General features: G+C 64.2%; 11 protein-coding genes. 7 read left to right on the top strand and 4 right to left on the bottom strand.

Translation table 11 applies throughout. The features are described 5' to 3' along the window. Positions 1 to 200: 200 nt before the first annotated feature. Positions 201 to 4,055: a methionine synthase gene (metH, locus tag ACVMDN_RS41700; protein ID WP_076824861.1), complete on the bottom strand. Its 3,855-nt coding sequence runs from the start codon at positions 4,053 to 4,055 to the stop codon at positions 201 to 203. Between the two features lie 3 nt (positions 4,056 to 4,058). Then, the gene (gene metF / locus ACVMDN_RS41705; protein ID WP_057016102.1) at positions 4,059 to 4,973 is read right to left on the bottom strand and encodes a methylenetetrahydrofolate reductase [NAD(P)H]; all 915 of its coding nucleotides are present in this window, start codon (positions 4,971 to 4,973) and stop codon (positions 4,059 to 4,061) included. A gap of 390 nt (positions 4,974 to 5,363) precedes the next feature. Here metF and ACVMDN_RS41710 point away from each other — a divergent pair, with 390 nt between their 5' ends. Beyond that, entirely contained in the window at positions 5,364 to 6,383 is a 1,020-nt protein-coding gene (locus ACVMDN_RS41710) for an LLM class flavin-dependent oxidoreductase (RefSeq protein WP_076824863.1), read from the top strand. Between the two features lie 86 nt (positions 6,384 to 6,469). Here ACVMDN_RS41710 and ACVMDN_RS41715 read toward each other — a convergent pair whose 3' ends face one another. Continuing rightward, positions 6,470 to 7,330 (bottom strand): prephenate dehydratase, encoded by an 861-nt coding sequence (locus ACVMDN_RS41715; RefSeq protein WP_076824865.1) that lies wholly within the window; start codon positions 7,328 to 7,330, stop codon positions 6,470 to 6,472. 21 nt (positions 7,331 to 7,351) lie between these two features. Further along, positions 7,352 to 8,092 (bottom strand): 3-deoxy-manno-octulosonate cytidylyltransferase, encoded by a 741-nt coding sequence (locus tag ACVMDN_RS41720; RefSeq protein WP_076824867.1) that lies wholly within the window; start codon positions 8,090 to 8,092, stop codon positions 7,352 to 7,354. 200 nt (positions 8,093 to 8,292) lie between these two features. On the opposite strand from ACVMDN_RS41720, the gene ACVMDN_RS41725 reads away from it, so the two are divergent. The 6 genes from ACVMDN_RS41725 to ACVMDN_RS41750 all read left to right on the top strand — a co-directional run bounded on the left by ACVMDN_RS41725 (position 8,293) and on the right by ACVMDN_RS41750 (position 16,773). Then, on the top strand, positions 8,293 to 8,841 hold the full coding sequence (locus ACVMDN_RS41725; protein WP_028342300.1) for a c-type cytochrome: 549 nt from the start codon (positions 8,293 to 8,295) through the stop codon (positions 8,839 to 8,841). A gap of 263 nt (positions 8,842 to 9,104) precedes the next feature. Then, positions 9,105 to 10,961, top strand: coding sequence for an extracellular solute-binding protein (locus tag ACVMDN_RS41730; protein ID WP_076824869.1), 1,857 nt, complete (start codon positions 9,105 to 9,107; stop codon positions 10,959 to 10,961). 17 nt (positions 10,962 to 10,978) lie between these two features. Then, entirely contained in the window at positions 10,979 to 12,847 is a 1,869-nt protein-coding gene (locus ACVMDN_RS41735) for an extracellular solute-binding protein (protein ID WP_076824871.1), read from the top strand. A gap of 3 nt (positions 12,848 to 12,850) precedes the next feature. Then, the gene (locus tag ACVMDN_RS41740; protein ID WP_057016107.1) at positions 12,851 to 13,960 is read left to right on the top strand and encodes a microcin C ABC transporter permease YejB; all 1,110 of its coding nucleotides are present in this window, start codon (positions 12,851 to 12,853) and stop codon (positions 13,958 to 13,960) included. Further along, positions 13,960 to 15,144: an ABC transporter permease gene (locus tag ACVMDN_RS41745; protein ID WP_057016108.1), complete on the top strand. Its 1,185-nt coding sequence runs from the start codon at positions 13,960 to 13,962 to the stop codon at positions 15,142 to 15,144. The genes ACVMDN_RS41740 and ACVMDN_RS41745 overlap by 1 nt, the downstream gene beginning before the upstream one ends. Positions 15,145 to 15,147: 3 nt before the next feature. Then, entirely contained in the window at positions 15,148 to 16,773 is a 1,626-nt protein-coding gene (locus ACVMDN_RS41750; RefSeq protein ID WP_456835796.1) for an ABC transporter ATP-binding protein, read from the top strand. Positions 16,774 to 16,783: the final 10 nt, after the last annotated feature.

A 16,783-nucleotide genomic window follows, 5' to 3' on the forward strand; every position in this document is an offset into this window, starting at 1 on the left:
GCCCGGATGAAGCGCAAGCGAAATCCGGGGCCGGTCCGTCGTTCCGTCGCAGTCTATCCCGGATTACGCTTCGCTGCATCCGGGCTACGGCACTCCAATACGTCATGCCCGGGCTTGACCCGGGCATCCATCAATCTTCAGAAGTGTTTTTGAAGATGGATCGCCGGGTCAACCCCGGCGATGACACGTGTCGAGGAGGCCTACCCAGCCCCCACCTTCTTCTTGCGCCAGGCGAGATGCACGGCGCAGGTGCAGCCCTGCGGATGCGAGGCCAGCTCCGCGTCGTTGGCGGGCGTTGCGGCGGGCGCGATTGCCGATCCCTTGGCGCCGTCCTGCGAGGGGATGTAGTTCAAGACCGGCGCCAGCCAGCGCTCGATCTCGGCGACCGTCATGGCCTTGCGCGTGGCGTAGTCCTCGACCTGGTCGCGCTCGATCTTGCCGACGCCGAAGTAGAAGCTTTCGGGATGCGAGAAGTACAGGCCCGAGACCGACGAGCCCGGCCACATCGCAAAGCTCTCGGTCAGCTTCACGCCGGCGGTGTTCTCGGCATCGAGCAGCGCGAACAGCGTCCGCTTCTCGGTGTGGTCGGGCTGCGCCGGATAGCCCGGCGCCGGGCGGATGCCGTCATATTTCTCGAGGATCAGTTCGTCCGCCGACCAGGTCTCATCGGGCGCATAGGCCCAGAACTCCTTGCGCACGCGCTGGTGCATGCGTTCGGCGAAGGCTTCGGCCAGGCGATCGGCCAGCGCCTTGCACAGGATCGAGGAGTAGTCGTCATTGGCGTTCTTGAAGCGGTCGGCGACCGCATCCTCGCCGATCCCCGCGGTGACGACGAAGCCGCCGATATAGTCGGCGATGCCGGTTTCTTTCGGCGCGATGAAGTCGGACAGCGCGGCGTTGAAGCGGCCCTCGCGCTTCTCGAGCTGCTGGCGCAGCGTATGGAAGGTCGCGATCTTCTGCTTCCGCGTCTCGTCGGCATAGACCTCGATGTCGTCGCCGACGGCGTTCGCCGGCCAGAAGCCGACGGTGGCGCGGGCGGTGAACCACTTCTCCTTGATGATGGTGTTCAGCATCTTGCGCGCGTCGGCATAGAGCGAGCGGGCGACTTCGCCGACCTTGGGGTCGTCGAGGATCGCCGGGAAGCGGCCGGTCAGCTCCCAGGTCTGGAAGAACGGCGTCCAGTCGATGTAGTCGGCGAGCTCGGCGAGATCGTAGGCGTCGAAGCTCTTCAGCCCGAAGAAGGCCGGCTTTTTCGGCGGCGCCGCCGCAAAATCGATCGCGACCTTGTTGGCACGGGCCTCGCCAAGCTTCAGCCGCTTCTTGTCGGCCTGGGCGCGGAAATGCGCCGTCGAGATTTTTGCGTATTCGGCGCGTACCTCGGCGGCGTAGGCCTGCCTCCTCTCGGCCGACAGCAGCGAGGAGGCAACGCCGACGGCACGGCTCGCGTCATTGACGTGCACGACCGGGCCGCCCGGATAGTTCGGGTCGATCTTCACGGCGGTGTGCACGCGGCTCGTGGTGGCGCCGCCGATCAAAAGCGGCAGGTTCATGCCCTGCCGTTGCAGCTCGCCGGCGAGGAAGCTCATCTCGTCGAGCGAGGGCGTGATCAGGCCGGACAGGCCGATGATGTCGGCGCCTTCGGCCTTCGCGGTCTCGATGATCTTGTTGGCAGGCACCATGACGCCGAGGTCGATGACCTCGAAATTGTTGCACTGGAGCACGATGCCGACGATGTTCTTGCCGATGTCGTGGACGTCGCCCTTCACCGTCGCGAGCACGATCTTTCCCGCGGCGTTGCGGCCGCCGGTGATGCCGTTGGCGAGGTTGCGCGCCTTCTCCTCCTCCATGAACGGCATCAGATAGGCGACCGCCTGCTTCATCACGCGGGCCGACTTCACGACCTGCGGCAGGAACATCTTGCCGTCGCCGAACAGGTCGCCGACCACGTTCATGCCGGCCATCAGCGGCCCCTCGATGACGTCGAGCGGACGGGACGCGTTCTGGCGGGCGGCCTCGGTGTCCTGCTCGATGAACTCGGTGATGCCGTGCACCAACGCGTGGGACAGCCGCTTCTCGACCGGCCATTCGCGCCAGGCGAGATCTTGCTCCTTGGTCTGCTTCTCCTTGCCGCGGAATTTCTCGGCCAGCGCCAAGAGCCGCTCGGAGGCGCCGGGATCGCGGTTGAGGATGACGTCCTCGCAGGTCTGGCGCAGCTCGGGATCGATGTCGTCGTAGACGATCATCTGCCCGGCATTGACGATGCCCATGTCCATGCCGGCATGGATCGCGTGATACAGGAACACCGAGTGCATCGCCTCGCGCACCGGTTCGTTGCCGCGGAACGAGAACGACAAATTGGAGACGCCGCCGGAGATGTGGGCGCCCGGCAGGTTCGCCCGGATCCAGCGCGCCGCCTCGATGAAGTCGACGCCGTAATTGTTGTGCTCCTCGAGGCCGGTCGCGATCGCAAAAATGTTCGGATCGAAGATGATGTCCTCGGGCGGGAAGTCGAGCCGGTCGACCAGGATGTCGTAGGCGCGCTTGCTGATCTCGGTCTTGCGCTTGAACGTGTCGGCCTGGCCGGTCTCGTCGAACGCCATCACCACCACGGCGGCGCCGTGGCGCCTGGCGACGGTCGCCTCATGGATGAACTTCTCCTCGCCTTCCTTGAGCGAGATCGAGTTCACGATCGGCTTGCCCTGGATGCATTTCAGGCCGGCCTCGATGACGTGGAATTTCGAGGAATCGACCATCACGGGCACGCGCGCGATGTCGGGCTCGGCGGCGACGAGGTTGAGGAACGTCACCATCGCCGCTTCGGAATCGAGCAGGCCCTCGTCCATGTTGACGTCGATGACCTGGGCGCCGTTCTCGACCTGGTCGCGCGCGACCTGCAGCGCGGCGGTGTAGTCGCCGGCGGTGATCAGCTTGCGGAAGCGCGCCGAGCCGGTGACGTTGGTGCGCTCGCCGACATTCACGAACGGGATCGCGTCGGTCAGCGTGAACGGCTCGAGGCCGGAGAGCCTGAGCCGCGGTGCGATCTCGGGCACCACGCGCGGCTTGTGCGGGGCGACCGCCTTGGCGATCGCCGCGATATGGTCGGGCGTGGTGCCGCAGCAGCCGCCGACGATGTTGACGAGGCCGGCGGCCGCGAATTCGCCGATCAGCCGCGCCATGTAGTCCGGCGTCTCGTCATACTGGCCGAATTCGTTGGGCAGGCCGGCGTTCGGGTATGCACACACGAGCGTGTCGGCGACGCGGCCGATATCGGCGATATGCGCGCGCAGATCCTCGGCGCCGAGCGCGCAGTTGAAGCCGATCGTGATCGGCCTTGCGTGCCGCACCGAATGCCAGAACGCCTCCGGCAACTGGCCGGAGAGCAGGCGGCCGGACTTGTCAGTGATGGTGCCGGAAATCATCACGGGCACGTCGATGCCGCGCTCCTCGATGATCTCGGAAATCGCGTACAGCGCCGCCTTGGCGTTCAGCGTGTCGAAGATGGTCTCGACCAGCAGCAGATCGGCGCCGCCGTCGAGCAGGCCCTTGGCCTGTTCGCCATAGGCCTTGCGCAGATCGTCGAAGGTCACCGCGCGATAGCCGGGATTGGAAACGTCGGGCGAGATCGAGGCGGTGCGGTTGGTCGGGCCGAGTGCGCCGGCGACAAAGCGCGGCTTGCCGTCCTCGGCGCTCACCCGCTCGGCGGCGGTGCGCGCCAGGCGGGCGCCCTGCAGGTTCAGCTCATAGGCGAGGTCCGACATGTCGTAGTCGGCCTGCGCGATCGAGGTCGAGGAGAAGGTGTTGGTCGCGACGATGTCGGCACCGGCGCGCAGATATGCGGCGTGGATGTCCGTGATCGCATCGGGCTGGGTCAGGATCAGTAGATCGTTGTTGCCCTTGATGTCGCGGTGGAAGTCCGCAAACCGCGCGCCGCGGAAGGCGGCTTCGTCGAACTGCAGGCCCTGGATCATCGTGCCCATGGCGCCGTCGAGCACCAGGATGCGCTCGCGGGCAGCCGCGAGCAAAGCGTTACGCTTGGGGGAAACGGGAACGGACATGTGTCAGGCAGCTTTCTGGGCACCGTTCGGCCGGATGCCGAGCAGGTGGCTGATCGCGAACACGAGGTCCGCGCGGTTCATGGTGTAGAAGTGGAAGGTGTCGACGCCGTGCTTGAACAGCTTCTGCACCTGGCCGGCGGCGACGGTGGCGGCAACCAGCTTGCGAGTCTCGGCGTCGTTGTCGAGGCCCTCGAACTTCTCGGCGAGCCAGTCCGGCACGCTGGTGCCGGCGCGCGTCACGAAATTGCGCGCCTGCTTGAAATTGTGCATCGGCATGATGCCCGGCACGATCGGAATCTCGATGCCGCGCGCGCGCACCCGGTCGACATAGCGGTGGTAGAGGTCGTTGTCGAAGAACACCTGGGTGATCGCGCGCGTCGCGCCGGCGTCGACCTTGGCCTTCAGCGTGTCGATGTCGGCGTCGAAATCCTTCGCTTCCGGATGCTTCTCGGGATAGGCGGACACCGAAATCTCGATGTCGGCGTGGCGCCTCTTGATCCCGGTGACGAGTTCGGCCGAACTCTGGTAGCCGTCCGGATGGGTGAAGTAGGGCGTGCCGATGCCGCCGGGCGGATCGCCGCGCAGCGCGACGATGTGACGGACGCCGACCTCATGATAGCGGTCGACGATGTCGTCGATCTCGCCGCGCGAGGCGCTGACGCAGGTCAGATGCGCGGCCGGCAGCAGATCGGTCTCGCGCAGGATGCGGGTGATGGTCGAATGGGTGCGCTCGCGGGTCGAGCCGCCGGCGCCGTAGGTGACCGAGACGAAGTTCGGCGTCAGCGGCGCCAGGCGATTGATGGTCTCCCAGAGATTGCGCTCCATCTCCTCGGTCTTCGGCGGGAAGAACTCGAAGGAGATTTTCGGCGCTTTGGGCGCACGTGGTGCGTTCGGCACGGAGGAAATGGTCTCGGTCATGATACGCAAAGGCTCCGCAACTGGAGGGCAGACATCCGGCCTGGATATGAAGGCCCCAAGATAAGCCAAACGCGTCGGATCAAACAGCCCATCGGATATGGGAAATTGCCCATTCGTGGCGCAGATTCGGCAAAAATTGACTATCTGGAACGTTCGGTGGGCAGTCGCCGACTTCGCCGAAAATGAAATTAACGTATTGAAAAATATAAATAAAGGAAATGGCTTGCAATTGATTGGAGAGCGAAATCGATTGTGGGTAGCGTGGTACAATGATGAATCATTGCGTATCGTCCCAAAGCCGACGGCTGCCGGCGCCGGCGTTCCGCCGCGGGACTGGTCTGCGCGGCCGGGGCCTTTGTCGCCTCGTGGCGCCACACTAGGTTGACGGCCATGATTCCGCTCTCCGTCCTCGACCTGTCCGTCGTCACCACCGGCACCAGGCCGGCCGCTGCGCTCCGCAACAGCATCGATCTGGCGCGCCATGTCGATGGCCTTGGCTACGTCCGCTACTGGCTCGCCGAGCACCACAACCTCGCTTCAGTCGCGAGCCCGGCGCCTGATCTGATGATCGGGCAGATCGCGGCGGTGACGGAGCATATCCGTGTCGGTTCCGGCGGCGTGATGCTGCCCAACCACGCGCCGCTGGTCGTCGCCGAGCGCTTCAAGATGCTGGAGGCGCTGTTTCCCGGCCGCATCGATCTCGGCCTCGGCCGCGCGCCCGGCACCGACGGCGCCACCGCCTACGCACTGCGCAGCCGGCTCGATCGCCGCGAAGGCGATGATTTCCTCGAGCGGCTGCACGAGCTGACCTTGTGGGAGACGCGCGATTTCCCGCCCGGCCATCCCTACAACAATGTGGTGGCGATGCCGGATGATTCGCCGCTGCCGCCGATCTGGTTGCTCGGCTCGAGCGACTATTCCGCCGAACTCGCGGCCCAGGTCGGGATGGGCTTTGCATTCGCGCATCATTTTGCCACTCACGATGCAATTGCGGCGATGACGAACTACCGCGCGCATTTCAAGCCGTCGGGCTGGCGTGCGACGCCGCAGGCGATTCTGGCGGTTGCGGTTGTTGCGGCGGAGACCGACGCTGGAGCCGAGCGGCTTGCGCTGTCGATGGATCTCAACCGGCTGCGCCGCGACCGCGGCCAGTATCTGCCGCTGCCGAGCGTCGAGGAGGCAGAGGCCTATCCCTATACCGACGCCGAGCGCGCCTCGATCAAGCGCAACCGCGCCCGCCTCTTCGTCGGCAGCCCCGCAACCGTGATGACGAAGCTGGAGCCGCTGATCGCGGCGACCCAGGCCGACGAGCTGATGGTGATATCAGCGGTCTACGACCATGCCGCGCGGAAGAAGTCGTACAGCCTGCTCGCCGAGGCGTTCGGGCTTGCGAAGACGGCGGCGGCTTGACCCCGTCATTCCGGGGCGATGCGCAGCATCGAACCCGGAATCTCGAGATTCCGGGTTCACGCTTCGCGTGCCCCGGAATGACTGCGTCAATCCTGCGTCTCGCTGAAAGTCGCGCGGAACGGATGGCCGGGATAGACGCCGACGATGCGGAATTCGCGCGAGAAGAATTTCAATTCCTCGATCGCGAACGCGAGGCCGCGCTCATCGGGGTGACCGTCGACATCGGCATAGAATTGCGTGGCGAAGAAATTGCCGTCGACCATGTAGCTTTCGAGCTTGGTCATGTTGACGCCGTTGGTGGCAAAGCCGCCCAGCGCCTTGTACAGCGCGGCGGGCAAATTGCGCACCCGGAAAACGAAAGTCGTGACCAGCGGCCCCGAACCCTGCGTGGCCCACTTGGCCTCGCGCGCCAGCACCACGAAGCGGGTGGTGTTGTGGGCCTCGTCCTCGATGTCCTCGGCGAGAATGTCGAGACCGTAGATGTCGGCGGCGAGGCGGGAGGCGATCGCCGCCACGCTCTTGTCGCCGCGCTCGGAGATGTCGCGGGCGCTGCCGGCGGTGTCGGCGGCGACGATCGGCTTGATGCCGAGCTTGCGGATGACGCGGCGGCACTGGCCGAGCGCGTGGACATGGCTCTCCACGCTCTTGATGTCGGCGAGCTTGGTGCCCTTGATCGCCATCAGCTGATGGCGGATCGGCAAGAACCATTCGCCGACGATGAACAGGCCCGAAGCGGGCAACAGATGGTGGATGTCGGCGACGCGGCCGGCGACCGAATTCTCGATCGGGATCATGCCGAGATCGGCCTCGCCCGAGGAAATCGCGGCCAGCGCGTCCTCGAAGGTCGGGCAGGGCATCGGCTCGGCGTCGGGATAGGCCTCGACGATCGCGATATGGGAATTGGCGCCAGGCTCGCCCTGGAACGCGATTTTCAGCTTCTTGGTCATGGGTGGCCTTTTACCAGCCGGTCAGGCGTTGGAAAGTATTCTGCGGGCGGTTTCGAGATCGGCCGGGGTGTCGACGCCGCGCGGGACGGTATCGACGATGGTGACGTCGATCCGCATCCCGGCCTCCAGCGCGCGGAGTTGCTCGAGCTTTTCCTGCTGCTCCAGCGGCGAGGGCGGCAGCGCCACGAACCGCTCCAGCGCGGCGCGGCGGTAGGCGTAGAGGCCGATATGATGGTAGCGCGGCCCGTCGCCATAAGGCGCGGTGGCGCGGGTGAAATACAGCGCGCGCAACCGGTTCGGCCCGATCGGCGAGCCGACTGCCTTGACGACGCTGGGGGCCTGATCCTCCTCCTCGGTATGGATGCGCGAGGCCAGGGTCGAGATGTCGACTGCGGGATCGTCGAGCGCCGGCATCACGCTGCGGATGGTCTCGGGGCTGATGGTCGGGAAATCGCCCTGCAGATTGACCACGATCTCGGCATGGCCGTCGGGGTCGAGGGTCGTCATCGCTTCATAAATCCGGTCCGAGCCGGACGGATGGTCGGGACGGGTCATTACGACCTCGCCGCCCGCAGCCTTCACCGCTGCAGCGATCTCGGCCGTGTCGGTCGCAACCGCAACCCGGCCGATGCCCGCCGCCTCGGCCCGCCGCAGCACATGGACGATCATCGGCACGCCGGCGATCTCGAGCAGCGGCTTTCCCGGAAGGCGAGTGGCGGCCATGCGGGCCGGAATCAGCACCAGGGTACGGGGTTGGGTCATTCGTGTCGGAGCCCGTCCGGCCTGCGGAAATTGCCGGGGAGGAGGTTGAATTCGGCGCGTTTATACGGGTTGCCAGAGCGCGGGCAAACCGATATCTCAACCCTGCTTGGGGCGGTGCGATAAGGCCGATTCCCAGGTCTTTCCCCGCGGCCGTATTCCCGGCCTGAAGTCGACATTCAAGGCCCGGAGCCTGACCCAAAATGGACTCCTTCGAACTCAACAAAATCCTCGGTGCGGTTCTCGGCACCTGCATCGTCGTCCTGGTGATGAGCTTTGCCGCCAGCGCGAAATTCGCGCCGAAGCTGCCGGAGAAGCCGGGTTTTGAGATCGCTGTGAAGGAAGAGTCCCATGGCGGTGGCGGCGAGGCCGCTGCGGCCGCATCCGAGCCGATCGAGAAGCTGCTGCAGACCGCTTCCGTCGAGAAGGGCGCGGCGGCCGCCAAGAAGTGCCAGGCCTGCCACACCTTCGAGAAGGGCGGTCCCAACCGCGTCGGTCCGAACCTGTTCGGCGTCGTCGGCGAGAAGAAGGGCGAGGGCCGTGGCTTCAATTTCTCGGCCGCGATGAAGGGCAAGGGCGGCGAATGGTCGTTCGACGACCTCAACAAGTTCCTGACCAACCCTAAAGGCTTCATCCCGGGCACCGCGATGGGCTTTGCCGGCGTGCCGAAGGACAGCGAGCGCGCCGACATCATCGCCTATCTGAATTCGAACTCGGAGCACCCGGCTCCGCTCCCGACCGCCTCGAAGTAACGATTTGCTTCGCGCAAGCATGTGGATGAAACGGCCAGGCAATGCCTGGCCGTTTTCGCATGGGGAATCCGCTGTCGCGGGGTTGTTATCGGGACGTTTCGCCGCACCGATATTGTTCCCGGGCCAATATCATGAGGAAAAAGCAACGTAATTTGTCGAACCGTTGCCTTATATTGGGTCCCATGTAAGCGGGGCCGCAAGCAGGAAGACCGAATTTGGCGATCACCCGACGACACCTCCTTCAAGGCAGCGCACTGGCGGCAATGGCTCCGGCGCTCGGACTCACCCCCGGCCTGTCGGCGATCACGCCGGCCTTCGCCGACGAAGCCCCCAACGGGCTGAAATGGCGGCACGGCCTCTCGACCTACGGCGAAATCAAATATCCCGCCGACTTCAAGCGCTACGACTATGTCAAGCCGGACGCGCCGAAGGGCGGCGTGGTGCGGCTGTTCCAGCCCGGCACCTATGACAGCTTCAACCTGGTCGTTGCGGGGTTGAAGGGCACGGTCGCCTCTTCCGTCACCCGCATCTACGATTCGCTGATGGAGGCCTCGCTCGACGAGCCCGATACGTATTACGGCGAACTCGCCGAGGCGGCAGCCTTCCCCGACGATTTCTCCTACGTGATCTACCGCCTGCGGCCCGGCTCACGCTGGCACGACGGCAAGCCGGTCACGCCGGAGGACGTGATCTTCTCGTTCGAGGCGTGGAAGGCGAACAGCCCGATGTTCAGCGCCTACTACCGGCACATCGAAAAGGCCGAGAAGGTCGGCGATCGCGACATCAAGTTCACCTTCGACAGCCCGGGCAACCGCGAGCTGCCGATGATCACCGGTCAGCTCGTCATCCTGCCCAAGCATTGGTGGGAAGGCACCGACGCGCAGGGCAAGAAGCGTGACATCACCGCGAGCACGCTGGAGCCGCCGCTTGGCTCGGGTCCCTACCGGATCAAGGAGTTCGTTGCCGGACGATCGGTGGTGCTCGAGCGCGTCAAGGACTACTGGGGCAAGGATATTCCGATCGCGATCGGACAGAACAATTTCGACGAGCTGCGCTACGAATATTTCCGCGACGACACCGTCGCGCGCGAGGCGCTGAAGGCCGACCAGTTCGATTGGTACGGCGAGCGCAGCGCGAAGGAGTGGGCGTCGGCCTACGACGTTCCGCCGGTGCGTGAGAAACGGCTGCTCAAGGAGCTCTTCACCGTCCGCAATCAAGGCCGGATGCAGGGCTGGGTGTTCAACCTGAGGCGCCCGAAATTCGCCGACCCCAGACTGCGCCGCGCCTTCAACTGTGCGTTCGATTTCGAAGAGATGAACCGCGTGCTTTCGACCGGCGACTATCATCGCGATTCAAGCTATTTCGACGGCATCCCCGATTTGATGGCGACCGGCCTGCCGGAGGGCAAGGAGCTCGAGATCCTGGAGACGCTACGCGACAAGGTGCCGCCGGAAGTCTTCACGACGCCCTACAAGGATCCGGTCGGAGGCACGCCGGAAAACGTGCGCGCCAATCTGCGCGAGGCGACGCGGCTGTTGAAGGAAGCCGGCTTCGAGATCCGCGACCGCAAACTGGTGGATTCCTCAGGCCAGCCGTTCACGGTCGAGATCCTCGGCAACAGTGGCGATTCCGGCATGGAGCGGATCGCACTGTTCTACAAGCCGAGCCTGGAGCGCCTCGGCATCACCGTTAATCTGCGCGCGGTCGACACGGTGCAGTATCAGAACCGGGTGCGCGATTTCGATTTCGAGATGGTGACCCAGGTCTGGGGACAATCGATCTCGCCCGGCAACGAGCAGCGCGACAATTTCGGTTCGCAGGCGGCCGACCGGCCCGGCTCGAACAATCTTCCCGGCATCAAGAATCCGGCGGTCGATGCCATCATCGAACGCATCATCTTCGCCACCAGCCGCGCCGATCAGGTCGCCGCCGCGAAGGCGCTGGATCGGGTTTTGCTCTGGAACTTCTATCTTGTTCCACACTTCAATTACGACAAGCAGCGCTATGTCTATTGGGATCGCTTCAGCCATCCCGACCCGCTGCCGAAATACGCTGTTTCGGGATTCCCAAATCTTTGGTGGTACGACGCCGACAAGGCGGCCAAGCTCAAGCGTTCATAAAACTCAAGGATTCGCGCATGGCGCTATTCTCCCGTCGGCACGCACTCGGCCTCGGCATCGGTGCGTTGAGTGCTGCAGGCTTGCGTGCTGCGCCGGCGGTGGCCGACAACGGAACCGAGATGCACGGCATGTCGGTGTTCGGCGACCTGAAATATCCGGCGGATTTCAAGATCTTCGACTACGTCAATCCGAAGGCGCCGAAGGGCGGGGCGTTCTCAATGATCCCTTCGACCCGTGCCTACAACCAGTCCTTCTTTACGTTCAGTTCGTTCAACGCGTTCATCCTCAAGGGTGAAGGCGCGAAGGGCATGGAGATGACCTTCGATTCGTTGATGGCACGCGCGGGTGATGAGCCTGACGCGATGTACGGCCTGGCCGCAAGATCGGTCTCGATTTCTCCCGACAAGCTCACCTACCGCTTCACGATGCGGCCCGAGGCTCGCTTTCACGACGGCTCGAAGCTGACTGCGCAGGATGTCGCGTTCTCGCTCAATACGCTGAAGGAGAAGGGGCATCCGTTGATCGTGGTGCAACTGCGCGATTTCGTGAAGGCCGAGGCGCCCGACGACGGCACCGTGATCGTGACCTTCGCGCCTAATCGCGCGCGCGACGTGCCGCTTTATGTTGCGGGTCTGCCGATCTTCTCGAAGGCCTATTACGCGAAGCGGCAGTTTGATGAGTCCACGCTCGAAGTTCCGCTCGGCTCCGGGCCGTACATGGTCGGCAAGTTCGAGGTCAATCGTTACGTCGAGTATAACCGCCTCAAGGATTGGTGGGCAGCCGACTTGCCGGTCAATCGCGGCAGTTACAATTTCGACACCGTGCGCTACGAGTTCTACCGTGATCGCGATGTCGCGTTCGAAGGCTTCACAGGCAAAAATTATCTGTTTCGCGAGGAATTCACGTCCCGTGTCTGGGCGACGCGGTACGATTTCCCGGCTATCAAGGACGGGCGGGTCAAGCGCGAGACATTGCCGGACGAAACACCGTCCGGTGGGCAGGGTTGGTTCATTAACACCCGTCTCGACAAGTTCAAAGACCCGCGCGTTCGCGAAGCGCTAATCTATGCCTTCGATTTCGAATGGACCAACAAGACCATCATGTACGACGCTTACGCGCGCAGCGTCTCGCCTTTCCAGAATTCGGACATGGTGGCTAGTGGACTACCTTCGCCCGAGGAATTGAAACTGCTCGAACCATTCCGCGGCCAAGTGCCGGATGAGGTGTTCGGCGAGCCCTTTGTGCCGCCGGTGTCGGATGGATCGGGACAGGACCGCGCACTGCTGCGAAAGGCGACGCAGTTGCTCAACGATGCAGGATGCGTCGTCAAGGATGGCAAGCGGCGATTGCCTAACGGCGACCCGCTTACGATCGAGTTCCTGCTAGATGAGCCGACTTTCCAGCCGCATCACGCCAGCTTCATCAAGAATCTCAAGCCGCTTGGCATCGATGCCAACATCAGGCAGATCGACGCAGTGCAGTATCGTGCGCGTGTTGAGGCTTTCGATTTTGAGGTGACGACCCAGCGTATATCCATGTCGGCGACGCCGGGTGACAGCCTGAGGCCTTACTTCTCGTCCCAGGCTGCGACCACCAAGGGCTCCTACAATCTGGCGGGCGTTGCCAACCCGGCGATCGACGCATTGATCGAAAAAGCTATCGCTGCCGAGACGCGGGCGGACTTAACCTTTGCCTGCCGCGCGCTCGATCGCGTCTTCCGTGCCGGCCGCTATTGGGTGCCACAATGGTATTCTAACAAGCACCGTGTCGCCTATTGGGACCAGTTCGGGCATCCGGAGAAGCCGGCGAAATATGCGGGCGTCGGCGCCCCGGAGAACTGGTGGTATGATGCGGCCAAGGCCGCGAAGCTCGAGCAGGCGAAGTAGCCGATGAGCGCCTATATCGCCCGACGTATCTTCCTGATGCTGCCGACGCTGCTTGGCATCCTGTTCGTCTCCTTCGTGGTCGTGCAGTTTGCTCCCGGCGGTCCGGTCGAGCGCGTCATCGCGCAGATCAACGGCGCCGACACCGGCGGCACATCGCGCGTGTCGGGAGGCGGCGGCGATTTCGGCGCGCAGCGCGGCCAGGGCGCGGGCGCAGGCGCGGCCATCAATTCGAAATACCGCGGCGCGCAGGGGCTCGACCCGGATTTCATCAAGAAGCTCGAGGTGCAGTTCGGCTTCGACAAGCCGGCGCCCGAGCGGTTCGCGTTGATGGTCTGGAATTTCGCGCGGTTCGATTTCGGCAACAGCTATTTCCGCAGTGTCAGCGTGCTGCAGTTGATCAAGGAGAAGCTGCCGGTCTCGATGTCGCTCGGCATCTGGATGACGCTGCTGACCTATCTTATCTCGATCCCGCTCGGCATCCGCAAGGCGGTGCAGGACGGCTCGCGGTTCGATACCTGGACCTCGGCGGTGATCATCATCGGCTTTGCGATCCCGGGCTTCCTGTTCGCGATCCTCCTGATCGTGCTGTTTGCCGGCGGCTCGTTCCTCAACATCTTCCCGCTGCGCGGCCTGACCTCGGACGGCTGGTCGCAATTCCCCTGGTACTGGAAGATTATCGACTATTTCTGGCACCTGACGCTGCCGCTGGTGTCGATGGCGCTCGGCGCCTTCGCCACCATGACCCTGCTGACCAAGAATTCGTTTCTCGACGAGATACGCAAGCAATATGTGATGACCGCGCGCGCCAAGGGTTGCAGCGAGCGCCAGGTGCTGTACGGCCACATCTTCCGCAACGCCATGCTGATCGTGATCGCAGGCTTCCCGGGCGCGTTCATTCACGCGTTCTTCTCCGGCTCGCTCTTGATCGAAACCATCTTCTCGCTCGACGGGCTCGGCCTGCTTGGCTTCGAGAGCGTGTTGAACCGCGACTATCCGGTGGTGTTCGGGACGTTGTTCATCTTCTCGCTGGTCGGACTGGTGGTCAATCTGCTCTCCGATCTCGCCTATATGTGGATCGATCCCAGGATCGACTTCGAAGCGCGGGAGGTCTGATGACGATGCTCGCGCCCCAGCCGGTCGAGACCACGACGCAATCGCCGCTCGGCGAAACGGTGCCCGCCACGCACCACGCCTTTTCGCCGTCGCCGCTGAACAAGCGACGCTGGCAGAACTTCAAGGCCAATCGCCGCGGCTACTGGTCGTTCTGGATCTTCCTCGTGCTGTTCGTGGCGTCGCTGTTTGCCAATTTCATCGCCAACGACAAGCCGCTGGTCGTCAAATATGACGGCCGTCTCTACTGGCCGGTGGTGTTCACCTATGCCGAGACCACCTTCGGAGGCGACTTCGAGACCGCGGCCGATTATCGCGATCCCTACCTGCAGAAGCAGATCGCCGCCAAGGGCGGCAGCATGATCTGGCCGCCGATCCGCTACTCCTACGACAGCCGCAACCTCGACCCGCCGACGGCGGTGCCGTCGAAGCCGACCTGGCTCTTGACCGAAGAGCAGTGCAAGGACGTGGTCAAGCGCAAGGGCCTGACCGGCTGCCGCGACCTCGAATACAACTGGCTCGGCACCGACGATCAGGGCCGCGACGTGGTCGCGCGGCTGATCTACGGCTTCCGCATCTCGGTGCTGTTCGGCCTGACGCTGACCATCCTGTCCTCGATCATCGGCATCGCCGCGGGCGGCGTGCAGGGCTATTTCGGCGGCTGGACCGATCTCATCTTCCAGCGGCTGATCGAGATCTGGACCGCGATCCCCTCGCTCTATCTGCTGCTGATCATCTCGGCGGTGCTGCCGCCGGGCTTCTTCATCCTGCTCGGCATCCTCCTGCTATTCTCCTGGGTCTCGCTGGTCGGGCTGGTGCGCGCCGAGTTCCTGCGCGGCCGCAATTTCGAATACATCCAGGCGGCGCGCGCGCTTGGCGTCTCCAACGGCGTGATCATGTTCCGCCATCTGCTGCCGAACGCGATGGTCGCGACCATGACCTTCCTGCCCTTCATCGTCTCGTCCTCGGTGATGACGCTGACGGCGCTGGATTTCCTCGGCTTCGGCCTGCCGCCCGGCTCGCCCTCGCTCGGCGAGTTGCTGTCGCAGGGCAAGGCCAACGTGCAGGCGCCGTGGCTCGGCCTCACCGGCTTCTTCTCGGTCGCGATCATGCTGTCGCTGCTGATCTTCATCGGCGAAGCCGCGCGCGACGCCTTCGATCCACGCAAGACGTTCTCGAAGGGCTGAGGCATGGACGCGATCAACCAGCCTTTGCTCGATGTCCGCGACCTCTCGGTCGCCTTCGGCCGCTCGCTTGCGGTCGACGGCATCTCGTTCTCGATCAAGCGCGGCGAGTGCGTCGCGCTGGTCGGCGAATCCGGCTCGGGAAAATCCGTCAGCGCGCTGTCGGTGCTGAAGCTGCTGCCCTATCCGACGGCCTCGCATCCCTCAGGCGCGATCCGCTTCCGCGGCCGCGACCTCCTGACCGCGTCCGATCAGCAGATGCGCGAGGTTCGCGGCAACGACATCTCGATCATCTTCCAGGAGCCGATGACCTCGCTCAATCCGCTCCAGACCATCGAGACCCAGATCGGCGAGATCCTGTCCCTGCACAGGGGCGTCAGTGGCGCGGCGGCGCGGGCGCGGACGCTGGAGCTATTGGGCCAGGTCGGCATCCCCGAGCCGGAGACCCGGCTCAAGAGCTATCCGCATCAATTGTCCGGCGGCCAGCGCCAGCGCGTGATGATCGCGATGGCGCTCGCCAACGAGCCCGATCTTTTGATCGCGGACGAGCCGACCACCGCGCTCGACGTCACCGTGCAGGCGCAGATCCTGGCGCTGCTGGCCGAGATCCGCGCGCGGCTCGGCATGAGCCTGTTGTTCATCACCCACGACCTCGGCATCGTCCGCCGCATCGCCGACACGGTCTGCGTGATGAACAACGGCAAGATCGTCGAGCAGGGGCCGGTCGAGCAGGTCTTCACCGCGCCGAAGCACGCCTATACCCAGGCGCTGCTCGCGGCCGAGCCGAAGCCCGATCCGGCGCCGCCGCAGCCGGGCGCAGCGGTCGTGATGTCGGCGGACAATCTCAAGGTCTGGTTTCCGATCAAGCGCGGGCTGTTGCGCTCGACCGTCGGCCACATCAAGGCGGTCGATGGCGTCAGCCTCGCGGTGCGCAAGGGCGAGACGCTCGGCGTGGTCGGCGAATCCGGCTCCGGCAAGACCACACTCGGGCTCGCGCTGCTCCGGCTGATTTCGTCCGATGGTCCGATCGTTTTCCTCGGCAACGACATCCAGGGCCTGCGCTTCAAGCAGATGCGGCCGTTCCGCCGCGACATGCAGATCGTGTTCCAGGACCCGTTCGGCTCGCTCAGCCCGCGCATGTCGGTGGCCGACATCATTGCCGAGGGCCTTGAGGTGCACCAGAAGCAGCTGTCGCGCGAGGAGCGCGAGGCGCGGGTGATCAAGGCATTGAAGGATGTCGGGCTCGATCCGGACTGGCGCTTCCGCTATCCGCACGAATTCTCCGGCGGCCAGCGCCAGCGCATCTCGATCGCGCGCGCGGTCGTGCTGGAGCCGAACTTCGTCGTGCTGGACGAGCCGACCAGCGCGCTCGACATGCTGCTGCAGGCTCAGATGGTCGACCTGTTGCGCGACCTGCAGCGCAAGCGCGATCTCACCTACATGTTCATCTCGCACGATCTGCGCGTGGTCGCCTCGCTGGCGAGCCATCTGATCGTGATGAAATCGGGCATGGTGGAGGAGGAGGGACCGGCCTCTGAGCTGTTCAAGAATCCGAAGAGCGACTACACCCGCGCGCTGTTCGCCGCCGCGTTCCGCATCGAAGCGGCCGGCGACGGGGCGGTGGCGACGTAACGAGCTTCGT

The sequence above is a fragment of the Bradyrhizobium sp. USDA 4510 genome, from assembly GCF_054059095.1.